Consider the following 20,419-nt stretch of genomic DNA (forward strand, 5'->3'; position numbering starts at 1 on the left):
TTATTTTTCTTCGTAGTATTTGGGGTTAAGATCATTCATAAACCAAGCTGGTTGCTTGGTTTGATATTCATCTTGATCTAGATACTTCAAGATGAAATCTTGATCGTAGTTAGCTAGATCAAAAATGATCTTGTAACTGTGTAATAATTGGTGTTTAAAATTCCCTTGATTATTTTGGTATTGCTTCTTAGCATACTTATAATCACCCACCACAGGGTGATTGATATATGACATATGTACTCTAATCTGATGGGTTCTACCCGTAATTAGTTCAACATCTAATAGAGTATAGTTTTGTTTCTTAAAGTAATATAGGGTTTTATAACTGGTAATAATTGGTTTATTATCATTAGTTTTTTCTTTTTGGATAGTTACCAAAGATTTGTTTGGATCTTTGGTTAAATAAGCTGACAACATCGCTTTTTTAGGATTAACTTCTCCATGAACCACACAATGATAAAACTTTTTCAAATCACGATTTTTAATAATCTGATTCAGTGCTTGTTGGGCTTTAAGATTTTTAGCACCCAACATAATCCCAGTCGTATAAGTATCAAGCCGATTAACAATACTTGGCACGTAAGCTTGATTATTTAAATAATCATATTGGTTAGACTTAACCAAATAATGAACCAAGCGATTTTGCATATGATCATATTGGCTTGGTTCATTGGTATGTTGAGCTGAAATCCCCAAGGGTTTTTCAAAGATCACTAGATTTTCATCTTCATAGATTAAATCTAATTCAGGTTTAGCTTTGAAAAACTCTGGCTCTTTTTTCTTATGATCAGTTCTTAAAAAATCATAATAACTGATCTTGTCATTAACTCTTAAGATGTAATCAAAATCGATCCGTTTATTATTAACCGTAATATCCTTTTTACGAATCATCTTATAGATATTAGTTCTTGTGTAGTTTTTTAAAAACTTAAACAAGAACTTATCAATCCGAATACAATCATCTACTGATTTGATAACGATCGTTTTTTTCATAACTTGTTTAATTCGTATAAGATGATGCCACTACTTGTAGCTACATTTAGTGATTCAGCATACTGATTATTAATCACGATCTTGATCGTTTGATCTGCTTGATTTAATAATTTATCACTTACCCCATTGGCTTCATTACCAAAGATGATGATATTACCTAACTCATGATCAAACTCATCTAAAGGTGTAGCATCTTTGTGATTGGCGGTAGCTACTAATCTTAATCCCTTCTTTTTGATTGCACCAATGAACTGATCTAAGTCTTTGATGATACTGATTTGATTACTAAAGATTGCACCAGCAGATGCTCTTATTAATTTGGGATTATATAAATTAACTGAATCATTAATTAAAACTTTGGTTAAATTAAACGCTGCAGCATTTCTTAAGATCGTACCAAGATTGCTTGGATCTTGGATATGATCTAAGAATAAGTAATTATGTTGATTACTTAGATCAAAGCTTTGATGATGTAAATCTTTTAATAAGTAATAAAAATAACAATCTCCAGCTTGGGTGTTGATCTTTTTTAATTGATCATTCAATTGATCAGAGATCATAATCCAACGCACTTTGTGTTGTTTTAGTTTGCTTTTAATGTTTGTAATAATCTTTTGATCAAAAGATTCACTAACAAAGATCGTGTGTGGAATCCAATTATTATTTAAGGCGATTAGATTGTTTTTAATTCCACCAACACAAAAATAATCACTAATCTGTTTGTTATAACCATTCTTGAATGCGATCTTTAAATCTTTAAAGATCGGATTATTTTTGGCATTAATTTTGTGAAAGTTGATCATTATTCATCGTTTTTAGATAATCATCTAAAACCTTAATTAGTTTACCAAAGTCCTTCTTGTTATCCAAACTAAAACCACTAGCAAACTTATGCCCACCACCGTTGAACATCGCTGCAAAGTGGTTGATTGGAATATCATAAGATCTAATTGATCCCTTTCACTTTTGGGATTGATCATCAAAATAGATTGCGGTTCAGATTTTTACCCCAGCAATGTTATTTAGTGCGTGCACCATTGTCATTGGTGATTTGATCCCAAAGCGCTTGTGCGCACCTTTTCTAACAGCAATATAAGCTAAACCGTTTGGGGTGATCGTAGCATGATTAACCACATAAGAATAATACTTGTGTTCAAGGATCGGTTTTACATAAACAGCATCGTGAACTTCGTTCCGATTAAATCCAGTCGCTAAGATCTCAGCAGTCATCATGAATGTACTTGGAGTGGTTGCTAAATATATAAATCTACCAGTATCAGTAATAATTCCTGCATAAATATATTTAGCAATGATCGAATTTAATTTAAACCCCATTCACTTGATGAATCAACCGATCATCTCAGCAGTTGATGAAAAGGTTGGATCAACTCATTCAATTGATCCAATGATCTCAGTCTTGGGATGATGGTCGATTCGTATAATCTCTTTTACCAATTTATGCTGACCAGTTAAGATTCTTTCAGCATTCGCAGTATCAAAAACAATCCCTAGTGATTGTTCTAAAAAATCAATATCAACAGGTTGTTTTTCAAACGGAAATAAACTTGCTCCTAATTCAGGATCAAGTTTATATGTTCCCATTACATAAACCTTTTTTTCTGGGAACATATTGTTAATTAATTCTTTAAATGCGAATGCTGAACCTAAAGCATCAAAATCGGGACGTTCATGAACAAAGAAAGCCAGGTTATCAAATTCCTGGACTTTAGCTCAGATCTGATCATGAACTTCTAATTGTTGTCTCATTGTTTATTTAAATCAAATTGGATAATATCATTAGTTATTGAATTATCAATAACTACATCTAAAAAATCTAATTTAGCTTCGATCTTATCAATAACTTCAATCCTTGGATTGGTAATTGGTTTTTTAGGTGCATATAATGAACAAGCATCAGAATAAGGTAGGATGGAAATCTCATAAGTTCCGATCTTCTTAGCGTGTTCAATGATTTGGCTTTTATCATAACACAATAAAGGTCGTAGTACTAATAAATCTTTGGTAGCGTTTGAGATTACCTTCATGCTGTTCACAGTTTGTGAAGCAACTTGACCAAGTGATTCACCTGTAGCGATACAGTCATAACCATACTGAGTTATTAGTTTATAAGCAATCTTATAAAAACATCTGCGCATTAATGTGATGCGGTAGTTTTCATAATTAGTGTGAGAGATTTCTTTAAGTACATTGGTGAAGTTATGAATGAAGATTTTAGCATCGTTTACTTCGTTGTGTTTACTAACTGTTTGAGCTAGTAAAACAGTTTTATCCAAAGCTTGCTTTGAAGTATGAGGCGGAGTAATAAACGTTAAAAAATCAACGTGCATACCTCTTTTATAAAGTAGATCACTAGCAACAGGTGAATCGATTCCACCAGATAATAAAACTAGCACTTTTCCCGATGATTTTACTGGTAAACCACCAGCTGCATTGTATTTATGTAAATATAAAAAGAAGTAGTTTTTGACTACATCAATGCTAATAACTTTAGTTGGGTTATTTAGATTAATCTTAATCTCACGATTTTTTAAACAGTGAGCTGCTAAAGTCTTTTTTAAATCAAGACTACTAAGTTCATAACTTTTATCTTTTCTTTTGATTTCAAAAGCTAGTTCATCGTCATCATTAACCATCTCAAGAACTAAATCTTGTAATTGATTTAGATCGCGAGGCAATTGTTGAACCAAACAAACATAACTGATTCCTGGTATTCTTTTTAAGATATCAATCAGTTGTGTTTGATCTTGATCACGATAATTCGTTATCAAGAAATGATCGTAATGTAAACTAAGTTTTAATTCAAACTTAGATATTGCTTGATGTAAGTTATCTTTTAATTGATTAATAAAGTTGATTCGGTTGTTATTTTTTAATCATAATTCACCGAATTTGATCATGATCTGATAATTGCTAGGATTCATACTCACTAAATAATTTTATGTAATTTCAAAAATTCTTTATCAGATCTATTCATCTTAGGACTAATTCCTTTGATGATGTGGTCTTGATATCATTTGGTAGCTTGTTCAATGTATGATTCAATACTTGATCTTTCTAATTTCATATCAACCACATCAATTAAACGTTGATTTAAATCAATTGCATCGGGATTTTGGTAATCTTCAGGACGCAAGAAGATCACTCCAAATCTTCCATACTTCGCATTTCTTAGATAAAGATAAAGTGAAAGTTGTAACACGTATTCTTTCTTAACTTGAATCTGATGATTTTCATCATATCATTCAAGGTATTTTTCACGTTTAGCTTTAACGATTGGTAACCCCGATTCATCTGTCATCATTCTTAATGATCCATCAACTTTTTTATAACTTAACTTATCAATCGAAGTTGTCTTAATTTCTAACATCGGATGATCTTGATCATATAAAAGATTACCATCTTCATCAACTGGTTCACCATCAGGAATCCCACCAAAGATCTGATTATCTTTAAATAGATCAAAACCAACTTGAGTTGGTTCATAAGATTTATAGTTAATCTTAAATTTCTTCATGACATAGTCTCGAACCTTTGGTTCAATCACAACCCCAGCTTTTGATAAAATTGGGTCCATTGTTTCATAATAAAGATTAACCATCTTGAGTCACTCCATAAATGGGGTGCTAAAATCATTAATTCCTAAAATAGTAGGAAAACGACTACCGGTAATCTTTTTAAACTTTTTGCCAAAATCTTGTTTGTATTTTTCAGATAGAATTAGTTGGTCATCAACAATCCTAAAACATTCTGAGAGATTTAAATCTTTCTTAAAAGGCATATCTTTATTTATTAAAATTATTATATAAAAACCATGTTTAATAAAAGATATGTAATTAATCAACATTTAGAATTAAAAAAGATTGATAATTACCAAATTAACGAACTATACGACTTTTTAAACAACCTAAATGATGAACACCATTTAGGGTTTAGCAAAAGCGATGTTGATTTAATTAATCTAGAAGAATACATCGTTTTAGCTAAAAGAAGATGAGTTGATAAAAACTCATACTTATTTGTTATCTATCTAGATAATCAGATCTTTGGTTTAGTAAAGATTGATGTTAATAAAACTAACGGGCAAATTAAGTATTTAGTAAAAAACTATGATCCAAAGATCATCGAACAACTAATCGATTTCTTTATTCGAGTAGCTAAATCAACTAATCTTAAATGGTTATATCTAAAAGTTGAACAAGATAATAATCAATTAGATGAGATCTTAAATATTGTTTGTATGTATAAACTTAATTCTTTGGAATTAGAAGAGATCAATATTATTAAATCTAATACTAAACTAATTGATCACTATTGAGCAAAGCGAGTTTAAATATATTTATATTTAAATTTATTTTATAATACTTACGAGTTATTAATGCGCCCATAGTTCAATTGGACAGAACACCTGACTTCGGATCAGGCGGTTATAGGTTCGAGTCCTATTGGGCGCGCCATTAACTTAACACTAATAAACTAACTAACTAACTTACAACGCCAAGTAAACCCTTACTTGGCTATTTTTTTGTTTAAGTTGATTTATCGGTGATTTAGGTTGTTGTGTTATTTAGCGACTGATTACGTATTCTACTCAATTAATTAATGAGTGATTTTTCATCCATGAATATAAAAAAAACATAATCCTTCGAAAGGATTATGTTTTAGTTTTTTAAAGATTTTGATGACTATTTCTTAGCTTTTTTAGCTTTTTTGTTTTTCTTCTTTTTACCTGAAAGTAAGTCATAGTCGTCATCATCGTCTTCATCAGAATCTTCGTCTCCGAAGATTGAAGAAGCAGCATCTTCATCGAATTGTGATAATCAGTCATCAGCATCTACTGATTCAGTATCAACACCTTTTAATGCTGGAATGTCTTCTTCGACATTAACGTCTTCAGCTTCACCTTGAACGTATACGAATCAGTTACCGTCTTCGTCGAAGTCACCTTCGTATCATTCTCATTCACCATCTTCTAGGTAGTAACCGAAGTTTTCATCACCGATGTAGTCATCGAAGTTAATTTCACCATTTTCATCTGCATAGATGTAGTGTTCACCTTCAACTTCAACTTCTTCGATCTCTTCAGGAGCAGCTTCTTCTTCAGATTCTTCATCTGTATCAGATTCTTCTGCTTCTTCTTCGTCAGCGTCAGTTTCTTCAGAACTTTCAGTTTCTTCAGCTTCTTCTTCAGAATCTTCTTGTGTTTCTTCTTCAGAATCAGCTTCGTCTTCTGTTTCTTCTTCAACTGGTTCTTCTTCAGATTCAGTTTCTTCTACTTCTTCGTCTTCAGCTTGTTCTTCTTGAGGTGATTCAGATTCTTCTGTTTCCTCAGAAGCTGGTTCTTCTGGAGCAGTTTCTTCTTCTACTTCTTCATCATTCTTAATGAAGTTGTTATCTTCATCGAAGTAACCAGCTCAAACTCATTCACCTTCATCGTCGTAATGACCGTAGTTTTCATCACCTACGTATTTTTCTCAGAATTCAGCTTCTTCTTCTGCTTCTGGTTCTTCTTCAACCGCAGGTTCTTCTTCAGATTCAGCTTTAGCTTCAGCCTCTTCTTCTGTTGCAGCTTCTTCTTCAACAGATGATTCCTCTTGTGCTTCTTCAGCTTCTAATTCTGATTCAACTGAAGCTTCTTCTTCAGCTGCTGGTTCTTCAACAGCAGGTTCTTCCTCAACTTCTTTTTCAACTTCGCTGTTACCACTAAAGTCTACGATTTCAGGTTCAGGTTGATCGTCTTCACTGATTTCTTCTAGTTCAGATTTATCATCAAAATCAATTGCTTCAGTTGGTGAAGTTTCTTCTTCAGCTGATTGTTCTTCTGCTTCTTCAACTTCTTCAGTTTCTTTTTCTTCTTCGTTTCTTACGAAGTTATTATCTTCATCGAAGTAACCATCTCAGATTCATTCTTCGTCTTCGTCGTAATGACCATAGTGTTCATCACCAACGTATTTTTCTCAGAATTCAGTTTCTTCTTCTTGAGTTTCTTCAGGTTGAGCTTCAACTTCTTCTTTAGATTCCTCTTCTGGAGTCTCTGTTTCTTCCTCAGATTCTTCAGATTGAGTTTCCTCTTCAGATTCAGCTTGAACTTCTGCTTCTTTGTCTTCAGATTCTTCTAGACTAGGTTCTGAACTCTTAGCGTTAGCACTAAAGTCAATGATTTCAGGTTCTGGTTGTTCATCTTCACTGATTTCATCTAAAGAACTATCTTCTTCTTGTTCTTCTTGAACTTCTTCTTCAGGTTGTTCAGATGATTCTTCATCACTTGAAGCTACATATTCATCTTTATCGTCTGAAGTTGATTCAACTTCTTCAGACTTATCAGATTCTTCATCGTTTCTAAAGAAGTTTTGGTCTTCGTCGAAGTAACCATCTCAGATTCATTCTTCATCTTCATCATAATGACCATAGTGTTCATCACCAACGTATTTTTCTCAGAATTCAGCTTCTTCTTCTTGTGCTGCTGGTTCTTCTTCAATAGCAGGTTCTTCATCAGCTGGTTGAGCTTGAACTTCTTCATGTTGTTCTTCAGCTTCTGCTTCTGGTTGAACTTCTTCTTCTACAGCAGTTTCAACTTCTTCGTGAACTTCTTCACTAGCTGGTTCTTCAATAGCTTCTTCTACTTCAGGAGCAGTTTCTTCAACTACTTCTTCATGAGCTGGTTCAGCTTGAACTTCTTCTGCTTCTGGAGTAAATTCTTCAGCAGCTTCTTTACTAGTTAATTCTTCTTCAACTGCAACTTCTTCATGAACTGATTCAACTTCAGGTTGAGTTTGTTCTTGTAAAACATATTCAACTTCGTCGTGAACTGGTTCACTAATTGGTTCTTCAACTACTTGTTCTACTTCTGGTGCAGTTTGTTCAACTGCTTCTTCGTAAGTAGATTCTTCTTCAACTACAGATTCTTCAACTGGTTGAGCTTCAACTTCTTCGTGAACAGATTCAACTTCTGGTTGAACTTCTTCTTCTATGCTAACCTCAACTTCATCATGAGCTTGTTCGCTAACTTGTTCTTCAATAGTTTCTTCAACAACTGATTCAACTTGAATTTCTTCTTCAACTTCAGGAACAAGTTCTTCAACTACAGATTCTTCGTGAATAGGTTCAACTTGAACTTCTTCTTGGAATTGTTCTGGTTGTTGTTCAATTACTTGTTCTTCAACAACAACTTCTTCTTGAACTGGTTGAGCTTCAACTTCTTCAAGAACTGGTTCAACTTCAACTACTTCTTCAACAAACTCTTCAACTACTGGAGTTGGTTGATCAACAACTTGAACATATTCAGGTTGTTCTTCAACTATTGGTTGAACATCAAGTTCTTGTAATTGAACATCTTCAAATTCAACTACTGGTTCAACTAATACTGTTTCTTGATCAATTGCTTCTTCAACGATAACAGGTTCAACTTGAGCTTGTTCTTGAGCTAAACTGAATTGACTATCAGCTAATTCAACGCTTGAAACATCAACGCTAACAACTTCACTATCACTAGTTTCGTCTGCTAATTTAACTTCAACGTTAGATAGATCTAATTCTTGTTTAGCGAATAGATCAGGTTTAGTGATTTCAACTGCTGGTAAATCAATTTCTTCACTAACGATCGCAGGGCTAACTTCAGCTAGAACCAATTCTTCTTTGAAGTCAAATTGAGGTTTAGGTTCAACTGGTTGTGGGCTAAATTCTTCTGCAACAACTTGTTGTTGAGCGAATTGATCAGTTGTAAATTGTTGTGCTGGTAATTCAACTTGGTTGGTATCAACAACAACCACATCAACAGCATCAGCTAAGTTGTCATTTACAACAAACTCAACTTGTTCTTCAACCGCAGAAGGTTCAAAGCTAAATTGTTCTGCTTGTGGTTCTAGTTCAACTGCAACTTCTTCTACCACTACTGGTTCAGCTGCTACTTGTTCAACAACTTGAACTTGTTCAACTACAGCTGGCTCAACAGTTGTTTTATCAACTTCAACAGGTTGTTCAACTTCAACTGGTTTAGTTGGAGTTTGACTAATCTCAGAAACACCTTCAACGAATTGGTGAATTGATTTGTAGTTGTCTTTATTAGGCTTAATGAACTTAGTTGCTGCTTTAACTTGTTTAGCTTGTTCAGCAAGTTCTTGTTCTTTAAGTGCTTGTTTTTTAGCTTCTTCTTGGTTCTTAAGCGCTTGTTGTTTTAATTTAACGATCTCTTCTTTTAATCTGATTGCTTTTTCATTTAGAGATTGTTCACGTTGTTTTAGTGCTAACTCTCTTGCTTCTTGTTCTTTTAAGAATTGATCACGTAGTTCTAATTCTCTTTGAATTTGTTCTTGGATCGCTTTTTGTTTAGCAAGCAGTTCGCTTTCAACTTTAGCTTTTAGTAAGTCTTGTTCTTTTTGTTGTTGTTCAGCTAATGAAACGATCTCATCTAGTAACTTGTTGTTTCTAGGTGCTTCATCTGGAACGAATTGGTTGTATTCATTGAAGTATCCACTTCAAACTCAAACGTTGTTATCGTTGTAATAACCATAGTTCTTATCACCGATGAATTTACTGAAGAATTCTTCAGCTTCCTCAGCTTCTGGTTGAACTTCTTCTACAACTTCTTCAACAACTGGTTCAGTTTTCTTAGGTTTAGGTGTGTAGTGAAGAATTTCTTCTTTATTAGCTGGTTTGAAGTATTCATCAACATTAACATCATCATCTAAGATTGAAGTCTTAGATACTGTACTTGTTGATTGTTTTGTTTCATCTGGTTTTCTAGTTGAAACAAATTCAAATTGTTCATCGAAGTAACCATCAAAGATTCAGTCACCCTTAGCGTTGTAATGACCGTATTCTTCATTACCAACGAATTCTAATCAGAATGGTGCTTGTTGACTTGAAGATTCTCTTAATACAGAAGCATCAACGATCTTATCGTTGTGAATCTTAGCTTTATCATAAGTTAAGATGCCTAGATCTTCATCAGTCGGTTTGTTGTATCTACTTCTCTTGATTAGTTCGTTTTTAACAACTTTAGTTGGTGCTACTTCTTCTTGTTGTTCATCACCATCTTCAGGTTGTTCTTGTTCATTTACATAAACAACTTTAGGTTTAACAGTCTTGAATCGTTTAGATTCAGTTTCATATTCTAAGTTGTTTTGGTTGTTCTTCTTTCAAGAATCAAATAGAGTTGAGAAGTTAGATTCAGATTGAAGATCATCAGATGCTACTTCTAGATCAACTTGATCAGGTTTGAACTCACCGTTTTCATCAAACGTACCAGTTCAGATCCAAACACCATCGTTATCGTAGTAACCATACTCTACGTTACCAATGTGTTTTTTGTATCTTGGATCATCCAATAACATCTTGTGTAGATCAGAGTCTGGAGTGATCTCGTTAGTTTTAAGAACTTTAGGAGCGTTAGTTTTCTTACTTACGTCTTTTTTCTTAGGGAAGCTTTGTTTTTGCTTTTCAGCTACAACTTCTTCTTCAGTTTTAAAGTCATGAGTAGGATCTGGAATTCAGTTTAATTCTTGATCAAATACACCGTGTCAGATTCAAACTTTTGAACTACCTTCAAAGTGACCATAAACTGGATCATCAATTAGTTCTTTTCAAAGTTTCTTACGTTCAGAAGCTTTGATTGATGATAAGATTACGTGTTTAGTTCCATAGAATGGTACTTCTTGATCACTTGTAAATGGAATTCATTTTTGTAGTTTTGAGAATTTCCCTTTTCAGTTTCAAGTCTTGTTGTTATAAAAACCGTATTCAGGGTTTCCAACATAAGCTTCTCAGAATCTTCTAGCTGGATCGCTCTTTTGTTTGTCACCAAACATTTCGTTCATCACTTTAGTAGGAACGATACTATTTTTGATCTCTTCAGGTTGACGACTAGATAGATCTAATAGTTGGTTTGGTGTGTAAACTTCTTGATTATCTTCAACTTCAGGTTCAGGTAGTTCAAGATCAAATTGTGATTCTTTTTCTACAACTACTGGTTCTTCAGCTTTAACTTCTTCACGAACAACTACTTCAGGCACAACTGGAGCTTCGTATTTAATCTGTGGTTGGATAGAATCAGTAATCTCATCATCTAATAAACTTAGATCAAGTTCATCTTCAAGACTAGTTACATCAAACTCTTCAAAAGCTGCTAACTCTTGATCTAAGTTTTCAGTATTAATTAGATCATCTTCTTCAAGAGATAAGATATCAACAATTGGATCATCAGATTCAATATCATTGATATCAGTAACTACTTCAACTTCAGGTTGTTTAGTTACTACTTCAGCAACAACTTCAACTTCTTGCTTAGGTTCATCTTGAACCACATCAGCTACAACTGATTCAAAGTTGTGTTCAGTTGTTGGTAAAAAGTCTTCTGTACTTAATCTTGCTTCTCCAATTAAAGCAGTAGTTCTTTCTTCAGTTAATTCGATTACTTTAGTTTGTAATCGTTCGATCATTTCGTTTTGTTTTGAAACAATACGAAGTTGTTCTTTCATTCTTTTATTGAAAGAACTAATAATATGAGTTAGATCTGAAGATTGTTTTTTATTAACAACTACTAGATCGTTTTGGTTTGGATTTAATCCATTGTAATTATTTACAGGAACTAATTCTGTAGTACTTGCAAACGGATCAAAGTCTAACAGTTGTTCTGTGTAGTTAGTTTGTTGAGGGAATAAATCCTTTTGTTGTTTGTTAAAGTAGGGGTTTTGTTGGTTTAAATACGGTGGTTGTTGGTAAGGATTTGCATTAGGGTGTGGCGTAAATCCTGGTGGCATTGGCGGGTAGTAATATGGTGGAACGAAATATGGATTAAAGTAAGGGTTAAATGGTGGACGACCATAAGGGTTCATTGGACGAACATAACCCTTAGGGATGTACATTCTTGAAGGAATCGGTTGGTTGAAACGTTCGTTGTTAAAACGATCAAAATTACTATTTAATGGACTTGGACTAGTTAATTTTTGTTTATTTGATTTAGGTGTCTTATTTGACTTATTTAAATCAAAATTTAATGATGAACTATCAACATCAAAATCAGGCAAATCATCCTCCTGATTTTGTGTTACTACATCATTAAAGCTTGGATGATATTGGTTTCTTACAACGAACTCACCTTCTTCTTCTTTTTTATTATCGTGTTTCATTTCATTTGAAATCACTACGTTTTTCTTATCGATATCTTTCATTTCTTTAAAGTGATCGCTATAACTTTCATCCTGCAATTCTTTGGTGTAATCTAAAGCAGATTCAGCATAAAATGACTCTGCTTTGATTTCATCTTTAATCGCATCTTTATCTTTGATCGTATCTATTGATGATCTTTTAGCCAATAGTTCAAAATCATCTTTTTTAGATTCTAGGTACTTTTTATAATAGTCAGAATAATTTAAAGATTCTAACCCCTTTTTAGAAACTTTTTTCTTACTATTACCATCTAATGAAATAGAAGCTGGTTCATTGTCTTGAATGCTTTTATTCTTCGTAGATTTCTTATCAGGTTTTTTCTTTTCAACCATATTTTGTTAAATGTATAAATAAATGATTATTAAAAACAATGATCAGAACGATTATTCTGATTCAATAATTCAAATATATTTTAAATTAAAAAACTTTTTTAAAAACGTTATTTGTTTTCAGTTTTTTTATTAATAAAATTGTAGATTAAACTGAAAAATTAATCGGTTTTAAGCTTACGATTCTTTTTCTTATAAGAACTGATTAAGCGTTGTTTTACTTTAGCTTCGATTGCTTCACGTTTAGCTTTAGTTTTGATCTTGTTAATCTGTTTCTTTATCTTTTTCTTATATCCAGGTTGGACTTTTTTTGGTGCTGAAATCAAGACTTTCTTGATTTCATTAGCAACAGCATCATCAACTCGTTTTTTGTGTTCAGGTTTGACTAGTTGATATTTAGTTAAAGATAGATCTCGGTTAATCTTTAACGGGATAAATACTAGTTTTTTACTTTCTAGTCTTCTTAGGATTGCTTCGTCGTTTGGATCATAAAAGACATAGGATTCACCTTCTAAGTTTCCTCTTGCCGTTCGTCCAGAACGGTGAATATATCAGATATCATCTTTAGGTAGGTTTCAAGAAATTACATGTGAAACTGCTTTGAAATCAATGCCTCGAGATGAAAGATCAGAAACGATCGCATATTTAACTTGATCATTTTTAATCAGATCAAACTGTTGCTTTCTTACTCTTTTATCTAGTTTTCCATGTAGGGTAGCAAAAGAAATATGATTTTGTTCAAACCAGTTTTTGATCGGATCAATATCTTTGATCTTATTAACAAAGATTAAGCACAGATAAGGATCAATGTTTTTGATGATGGCATGTAATGAATCTAGTTTATCTAAACTCTTATTTTTAATTAAATAGTGTTTAATCTTTTCATTAACCCAGATTGAATCTGAAACATTAATCGGGGTTGCATTCTTAACAAAACGTTTAATCTTGTTGATTGCATCAAGGTGTAATGTTGCGCTAAATGCTGCAATCGTCAGTTTATTATTAGCGTTTGTTAAGTATTCTTGAGTTTTAATTAGATCACTAAAAAACCCTTGATCAATCATCATATCGATCTCATCATAAACTAAGTATTTGATTGATTTTAAGTTTCAATTAACCGCATGATCAATTGCTTGATTAAAACGACTAGGAGTCGAAATTAAAATATGCGGTGGATTATTTTTAATATTAATAATCTGTTCATCAAATTGTGAACTACCAACAAATGATTTGATTTTTATTGCCTTATTTTCTTTAATAAAGTTCATTAAGACAGTCTTAATTTGATTGGCTAATTCTCTTGTGGGAACAATGATTACCGCCTGAATCAAATTTTGGCTAAAATCTAAGTTTTGTAAGATCGGCAATAAAAAAGCCAACGTTTTACCAGTTCCTGTTGGTGCAACACCAATCAAATTCTTTTGCTTAAGCAATACTGGTATTGCTTGGTTTTGAATCTTTGTTGGTTCATGAATCTTCATCACTTTTAGGGTTTTATTAATAAACTCTTTTCAAGGATATATCTGGTTCATAATTATGTTTTCAAAATAAAAATAAGAAGTTTGATTCAACTTCTTATTTTTCAAGTTAGTTAGTTATTAGTTACAAGATAATTATAAAATTATTTTTTAGCTTTTGTAACTTTTTTAGCTGCAGGTTTTTTAGGTGCTGATGCAGATAGGTTATAGAAAGTCTTACTTCCTAAATATTTAGCCTTATCACCTAATTCCATTTCGATTGCTAATAAACGGTTGTATTTAGCAATTCTTTCAGATCTTGACATTGAACCAGTTTTAATCTGACCTGTACTTAGTGCAACTGCTAAATCAGCAATGAATGAATCTTCAGTTTCACCTGAACGGTGAGAAACTACTGCTGTTCAGTTTGCATTCATCGCGATGTTAATTGTTTTAAGTGTTTCAGTTAAAGTCCCAATTTGGTTTAACTTAATTAACACTGAGTTAGTTGCTGATAAGTTTACACCTTTAGCAGCTAATTCTGGGTTTGTACAATAAGTGTCATCCCCAACGATTTGTACTTTGTTACCAATTTTTTTAGTTAGTAATTCCATACCTTCTCAATCGTTTTCATCTAAACCATCTTCGATTGAAACGATTGGGTATTTCTTAGTTAAATCTTCTAGGTAACTAATTAATTGTTCAGTTGTCTTAGTTCCTTCTTTTTCTGAAACTAAACCAGCTTTAACAGCTTTTTTAAATACGTAAGCTTTTTTATCTTTGTCGTAGAATTCACTAGCAGCACAGTCTAGTGCAAAAGCAACATCCTTACCTAAAGTATAACCAGCATCTACAACTGCTTGACTCATTAAATCAAGAGCTTCTTCAGCTGATTTTAAGTTAGGTGCAAAACCACCTTCATCACCTTTGTTAGTGTTAAATTTCTTAGACTTAAGTAGTTTTTGTAGTGAGTGGAATACTTCACTAGCCATTTGTAATGCTTTAACCATTGTTTTAGCACCAACTGGCATAATCATAAATTCTTGGAAGTCAATTGTGTTGTCAGCGTGAGCTCCACCGTTAATTACGTTTAACATTGGAACTGGTAAAGTGAATTCAGAACCTTTAACTCTAGCTACTTTTTTAGCGATGTATTGGTATAAAGGTAGGTTTAGTGAATTAGCTGCTGCTTTACATACGGCTAATGAAACTGCTAAGATCGCGTTAGCACCTAATTTAGATTTAGTCTTAGTACCATCTAATTCAATCATGAACTCATCGATTTGAGTTTGTAAAGTAGCATCTACTCCTAAGATTTTTGGAGCAATTTTTTTGTTAATATTATTAACAGCTTTAGTTACACCTTTACCGTGGTATTTAGTACCACCATCTCTTAATTCTAAGGCTTCTTTTTCACCAGTTGAAGCACCAGAAGGAACCATTGCTAAACCTCTAGATTTGTCGTTTAAAACAACTTCACAAGCAACTGTAGGAAACCCTCTTGAGTCAAATACTTGGTATGCAAAAACACTCTTTATTTCTAATTTCTTATTTTTGCTAGTACTGTTTGTCTTTGCCATTTTATTTTCTTCTTTTTGTTATTTTTTTAATTAAATTATTATTTAATTTATTTTATAAAAATAAAAACAAATCGAAAAGATATTCTCAAGATTTTTTATTGTGGTAGTAGATAAATCGAAAAATATTTTCGATAAAGATAACAACCTTTAGAAATAAATATAAACAAAAATCTGATCAGCGAGTGATAACGACTCACTGATCAGATTTTCTTTTTTATGAACTAAATCTAGTTTTTAGAATCTTTTATTTTTTTAAATAAATCTTTTAGTTCTTCTTTTTGTTTATGTTCTTGACCTATGGTTTTAACCCCGATCCCATAGTCTTCTTCTTTAGGATTTGGTTTAGGATTATTATCAGCTTGATTTACTTCTTTTTGAGAATTAGTTTCATTGTTAGCTGATAATGGTGATTTAAACTTAAAGATATTTTTATAAAGATCACCTGGATTAACATTAGTTGTAGGTGTTGGATTTTGTTGATTAACTTGTTGTTCAACAGGTCCAGTTTGATTGTTTACTGCTTGTGTTCTTTGATAATTATTTGCTTTAGCAAAAATATCTTTTAATGAAATTGTTGGGTTAACATTCTCAGCTTTAACTTGTTGAGTTTGGTTAGGTTGAACAACTTGTTCATCAACTGGTCTAGTTTGATTATTAACAGCTTGAGTTTTTGGATAGCTGTTCATTCTTTGGAAGATATCTTTTAATGAACTAGTTGGATTTTGGTTATCAACTCTAGTTTGTTGAGTTTGGTTAGCTTGAGCATTTACTTGTTGTGTGTTTTGAGCGTATTCAGCAGTTTTATTAACTTGTTGATCGACTCTAACTGTTGCTTCATCAACTCTGTTAGTTTGGCTATTTGAATCAACTGATTGTGTTTGGGTTGTTGATTTAATAAAAGGTTGTTTATTAAATTTTTTAAACAGATCATTAAGATCTGATTTTAAGTCAACCTTTTGAGTTTGATTTGAATCAACTTTTACTTCTTCTTTAATTTGTTCAGTCTTAGTATTTACATTAGTTGATTCTTGAACTTTTTCTTCTACAACAGTTTGTGCATTTAATTTAATGATTTCTCTTGTCAACTTAATTAATGTTGTGAAATAACGATACTGCACACTAAACACACTATAAACTAAGAATGAAGCAAGCAACGAAATTAACGCCAAACAAAAGGTAATTCCTAAAAGTGTGCTAATCAAAGTTTTAGCACTAACAATCGAATTAGGTTTAAGCGCAAAATCATACGATTGTTTTTCAATAACAATCTTATGATAAGCACTCGTATAAATAATAAAGATCGAATAACCAAATGCGACTAAAACGATCGCTAAACCAGCACACACCAAATTAATCCGGTTAATAAAATTAACTGGTTTTTTAATCCCTACAATTGGTGTGTCAACCTTCTTATAGTTATTAAAATAATAACCAAAACCAATTAAGCCAATTAAAGTTAATAAACTTGCTGATAAAAAACTTACCAATATCTTACTTATTAACCAGTTTGTCTCGAATTGACTTAATGATAATCTAAAAGTTTCTTGGTCGTTATAATCAATACTCTTATTAAAAGAAGATCAGATAATAACAAAAACATTAATAGTTAATAATAACCCTAAAAATACACTAACAAATAAAAAAGCAAAACTACTGGTTGCAAAACCATTTTGCTTTTTTATTAAAGAACAATGCTGTCTAACATCAGTATTTTTTAGGTTAGAAAGGTAACTCGACAATTTGGTTGAAATTACTGTACTATTATCATTAACCATATAAATTTAATATTATCATTATATTAATATTTGTTTACTAACAGTTTAGAGAAAAAAATAATATGTCAACGACTAATTGTGTCTTTTGTAAGATCATTAATAAAGAGATTGAAGCTCATGTAGTAGCTGAAAACGATTTAGCAATCGCTTTTTTAGATGCATTTCCTGTATCTAATGGTCATACTCTTGTAATTCCCAAAAAACACCATGAAGATTTTAGTCACACTCCAAGTGATGAAATGCATGCAGTAACTGATCTAGCTCAAGAAGTCGTGAAGATCTTAGATAATTCAGATCTAAATGTGTATGGATATAATTATCTATCTAATCAAGCATCGATTGCTGGTCAAGAAGTGTTTCATTTCCATTTACATATTATTCCTAAATATGCTGCTAAAGAAGGTTTTGGCTTTAAGACTAATAAGGTTAATATCTTAGATCTTAAAGAAGTGATGAGATTAATTAAACATTAAAGTTCACTTAATCCACCTGATGGTTTTTGTTCAGGTTTTACATCTACAGGTTGTTCTTTAGCCTGACTATTATTTTGATCAAATGAAATAATTACTGATTTATCATCACTATTAACTGGTTTTGGATTATCATCAGTATTATTTTTTCTTTTATCAAGTGCTTGTTCAATGAATAATCGTGCTAATCTAATAATCACGAAATTAACAATGGTGATTGCACTAGTAATACCAATTGAGATGTAGATTAGATTTCTTGTGAGATTGAAGTTTCTAACTACACTATTAGCATTACTAAAATCAATTCTTCGATAAAAATTAACAGATAACACAACAAACAACATTCCTAGGATGATGTTGAATAAGTAAACTGAGATCCCACCAATATACATTTTGGTGAATTTTTTATCGTAATGAAACTTTTGATAAAAAAAGTCCTTAACAAAGAATTTGATATCAAACCCAATAAAAGCAATTCCCAACAACCCACCAATCAATGCGGTAATAATCATAATCTCAGGACTAAATAAAACACGACTATTATCAATTGGATTAAGTTCTCTAATTAAGATCGCGTTGGTACTAAAACCAAGGAAAACAAACAGATTAGCTAAAAAAGTAATGTAGTGGTTTCTTCATTTTTTTCACTTCATCATAGCCTAAATCACCTTATTTAAGATCGCACTAACCATCTTAATACTATTAAGATCTCCATAAGCTTGGATCAATTTAGTTGCTTGAGAAATCAAAATCGCCTTTTCAGTTTTTAATTGCTTAGCTTCAGTGATCAACAAATTAAAGATCGCTTTAATCATGTAATCAAGACGGTTTCAGCTCCAACTTTCTTTTAGATGAGCTGAAACCATTGATGGAATCTGATTAATATAACCAGTTCAGTTGGTTAAAAACTCTTGGTCTTTTTTATCTTCTAATTCGTTGATCGCTTGATAGATCTCATCTAGATTTAGATCAAGCAACAACGCTTGATAGATAAAAGTTAAGCGATCACATCTAATATCATATTGTGATCGATGGTTAGTTTTAGTTTTCATTAGAATTGTTGAATAAAATTAACAGAAGTGATCACTAAACCCAATTCAACATTGATCGCATCAGTTATCTGTTTAGATAACTTCTTAATCAAGTTATTATCATATTTCTTTTTTAGATACTTAACATAGATATTAATCTGAGCGTTCGTATCGTCATAAAAATGATAAAGATCAACTTTGATTAACTCGATCACTTTGTTATTTTCAAGACAAGTATCAATCTTGTTCTTGATAAAACTTCTAAAAGCTTTATCAGTTATCTTGATACTACCAAACTTGTTATAAAGGATGTTTTTAATATTAGTTTGCTCTTGAGACATATTTACCATCAACCGTTGATACGATTACTTTTTCTTTGGATTTAATAAACTGAGGTACTTCAATTACATAACCCGTAACTAAAGTTGCTTTTTTCAGTGCATTGTTAACACTGTTTCCCTGAACAGCGTCTTCAGCGTATTCGATCTCAATTACAACTTGATCAGGTAAACTTACTCCTAAGATTTCATCTTCATAACGCATGATTGAAGCTTCTGTATTTTCGGTAATAAAGTTCTTTTCATGTTCAAGTAGTTTAGCTGTAACTTCGATTTGTTCATATGTTTCATTGTTCATGAAAACAAAATTATTTTGATCTTGGTAAACAAACGACATTTTGACTTTTTCAATGTTAGCTTGTTCTAGTTTCATTCCAGTTAACACTTCAGTAGTAATTGAACCAGTACGTAAATTTTTCACTTTACATTTAACAATCCCTTCTCTCATAGCGGTTTTGTTAAATGAGTTTTCGATTACCAAATAAATTTGGCCGTCTAAAGTAAATGTGTGACCACTTCTAAGGTCTTTTGCGTGAATAATTGATGCCATAATAACTTATAGAATTTTAATATAATAAAAAATCTCCTTAATTATATTGGGTTGTTGTTTGATTTGAAAGGGTTTTGGAAGGTTGAATCAGTCCATGAAATGCCCATAAATAATAGGTAAAAATAAAGTCTATTGAAATTTAGCCACTTATTTTTTATGAAGTGTATAAACTAAACAGGAGGAAAAATTAACTATGCTTATTAAAAATGATTGTAACTGTGCATGCAAAGACAAATGCACTTGCAAAGATTGCACTTGCGGAAAATAGTTTTTCCAAGTAAGTAGTCTTATAAGATAAAAAAGTAGTTCTAGGTGTTGCTAGAACTACTTTTATTTTTAGTTGGTCGATAAGCAAGCAAGTTGATAAAAATGAGGTTGGGTGATCATTTTTATCAACGATTTATCAGGAGAAATTAATTATGCTTATTAAAAATGATTGCTTATTTTTTTGATTAAAGGCTTCATTAATTAAAGCAAGAATAATCTGGGTTAAACCCTATTCTTACTTTAATTATATTTATTATAAATAAAAACCCTCTATAAAAATAAAAAGCAGCTCTCATTGAGAACTACTTTAATATTTAAAATGAACTTATTAATGGCGGAAGCAGTGGGATTCGAACCCACGCACCATTGCTGATCTAACACCTTAGCAGGGTGTCCTCTTAACCACTTGAGTATGCTCCCGTTAATCCTAAAAAATTTTAACATT

The 20,419-nt window shown here is 31.9% G+C and carries 15 protein-coding genes and 2 tRNA genes; 3 read left to right on the plus strand and 14 right to left on the minus strand.

Annotated features, from left to right (window positions below):
• The 5 genes from H3143_RS02470 to H3143_RS02490 are packed head-to-tail and all read right to left on the minus strand — an operon-like array spanning position 1 to position 4,792.
• Positions 1 to 993 (minus strand): RluA family pseudouridine synthase, encoded by a 993-nt coding sequence (locus H3143_RS02470; RefSeq protein WP_182078634.1) that lies wholly within the window; start codon positions 991 to 993, stop codon positions 1 to 3.
• Entirely contained in the window at positions 963 to 1,796 is an 834-nt protein-coding gene (locus H3143_RS02475; protein WP_182078635.1) for a TrmH family RNA methyltransferase, read from the minus strand. The genes H3143_RS02470 and H3143_RS02475 overlap by 31 nt, the downstream gene beginning before the upstream one ends.
• Positions 1,774 to 2,760, minus strand: a complete 987-nt coding sequence (locus H3143_RS02480; protein ID WP_182078636.1) for a DHH family phosphoesterase — start codon at positions 2,758 to 2,760, stop codon at positions 1,774 to 1,776. The genes H3143_RS02475 and H3143_RS02480 overlap by 23 nt, the downstream gene beginning before the upstream one ends.
• Complete coding sequence (thiI, locus tag H3143_RS02485; protein ID WP_182078637.1) at positions 2,745 to 3,935, minus strand: tRNA uracil 4-sulfurtransferase ThiI; 1,191 nt, start codon at positions 3,933 to 3,935, stop codon at positions 2,745 to 2,747. The genes H3143_RS02480 and thiI overlap by 16 nt, the downstream gene beginning before the upstream one ends.
• Positions 3,936 to 3,940: 5 nt before the next feature.
• The gene (locus tag H3143_RS02490) at positions 3,941 to 4,792 is read right to left on the minus strand and encodes an MPN551 family DNA-binding protein (protein WP_228444767.1); all 852 of its coding nucleotides are present in this window, start codon (positions 4,790 to 4,792) and stop codon (positions 3,941 to 3,943) included.
• Between the two features lie 33 nt (positions 4,793 to 4,825).
• Here H3143_RS02490 and H3143_RS02495 point away from each other — a divergent pair, with 33 nt between their 5' ends.
• Together H3143_RS02495 and H3143_RS02500 are read left to right on the plus strand one after the other, a co-directional pair.
• Positions 4,826 to 5,344 (plus strand): hypothetical protein, encoded by a 519-nt coding sequence (locus H3143_RS02495; RefSeq protein WP_182078639.1) that lies wholly within the window; start codon positions 4,826 to 4,828, stop codon positions 5,342 to 5,344.
• 47 nt (positions 5,345 to 5,391) lie between these two features.
• Positions 5,392 to 5,468, plus strand: a tRNA-Arg gene (locus H3143_RS02500).
• 228 nt (positions 5,469 to 5,696) lie between these two features.
• Here the strand turns inward: H3143_RS02500 and H3143_RS02505 are convergent.
• The 4 genes from H3143_RS02505 to H3143_RS02520 all read right to left on the minus strand — a co-directional run bounded on the left by H3143_RS02505 (position 5,697) and on the right by H3143_RS02520 (position 17,318).
• Complete coding sequence (locus H3143_RS02505) at positions 5,697 to 12,509, minus strand: EAGR box-containing protein (RefSeq protein ID WP_228444768.1); 6,813 nt, start codon at positions 12,507 to 12,509, stop codon at positions 5,697 to 5,699.
• 158 nt (positions 12,510 to 12,667) lie between these two features.
• Positions 12,668 to 14,038, minus strand: coding sequence for a DEAD/DEAH box helicase (locus H3143_RS02510; RefSeq protein WP_182078640.1), 1,371 nt, complete (start codon positions 14,036 to 14,038; stop codon positions 12,668 to 12,670).
• 89 nt (positions 14,039 to 14,127) lie between these two features.
• Positions 14,128 to 15,543, minus strand: coding sequence for a phosphopyruvate hydratase (gene eno / locus H3143_RS02515; protein WP_182078641.1), 1,416 nt, complete (start codon positions 15,541 to 15,543; stop codon positions 14,128 to 14,130).
• Between the two features lie 227 nt (positions 15,544 to 15,770).
• Complete coding sequence (locus H3143_RS02520; protein ID WP_228444769.1) at positions 15,771 to 17,318, minus strand: hypothetical protein; 1,548 nt, start codon at positions 17,316 to 17,318, stop codon at positions 15,771 to 15,773.
• 62 nt (positions 17,319 to 17,380) lie between these two features.
• On the opposite strand from H3143_RS02520, the gene H3143_RS02525 reads away from it, so the two are divergent.
• Positions 17,381 to 17,791, plus strand: a complete 411-nt coding sequence (locus H3143_RS02525; protein WP_182078642.1) for an HIT family protein — start codon at positions 17,381 to 17,383, stop codon at positions 17,789 to 17,791.
• Here H3143_RS02525 and H3143_RS02530 read toward each other — a convergent pair.
• The 5 genes from H3143_RS02530 to H3143_RS02550 all read right to left on the minus strand — a co-directional run bounded on the left by H3143_RS02530 (position 17,788) and on the right by H3143_RS02550 (position 20,394).
• On the minus strand, positions 17,788 to 18,444 hold the full coding sequence (locus H3143_RS02530) for a DUF5453 family protein (RefSeq protein ID WP_182078643.1): 657 nt from the start codon (positions 18,442 to 18,444) through the stop codon (positions 17,788 to 17,790). The genes H3143_RS02525 and H3143_RS02530 overlap by 4 nt on opposite strands.
• 3 nt (positions 18,445 to 18,447) lie before the next feature.
• Positions 18,448 to 18,840 (minus strand): transcription antitermination factor NusB, encoded by a 393-nt coding sequence (locus H3143_RS02535; protein ID WP_182078644.1) that lies wholly within the window; start codon positions 18,838 to 18,840, stop codon positions 18,448 to 18,450.
• Complete coding sequence (locus tag H3143_RS02540) at positions 18,840 to 19,160, minus strand: hypothetical protein (protein ID WP_228444770.1); 321 nt, start codon at positions 19,158 to 19,160, stop codon at positions 18,840 to 18,842. The genes H3143_RS02535 and H3143_RS02540 overlap by 1 nt, the downstream gene beginning before the upstream one ends.
• Positions 19,141 to 19,707, minus strand: coding sequence for an elongation factor P (gene efp, locus H3143_RS02545; protein WP_182078646.1), 567 nt, complete (start codon positions 19,705 to 19,707; stop codon positions 19,141 to 19,143). Before efp ends, H3143_RS02540 begins: the two co-directional genes overlap by 20 nt.
• A gap of 599 nt (positions 19,708 to 20,306) precedes the next feature.
• Positions 20,307 to 20,394 (minus strand) — tRNA-Ser (locus H3143_RS02550).
• Between the last annotated feature and the right edge of the window lie 25 nt (positions 20,395 to 20,419).

Origin of the sequence: Mycoplasma tullyi (genome assembly GCF_014068355.1) — a bacterium.
GTDB classification, from domain to species: Bacteria; Bacillota_I; Bacilli_A; order Mycoplasmatales; family Mycoplasmoidaceae; genus Mycoplasmoides; species Mycoplasmoides tullyi.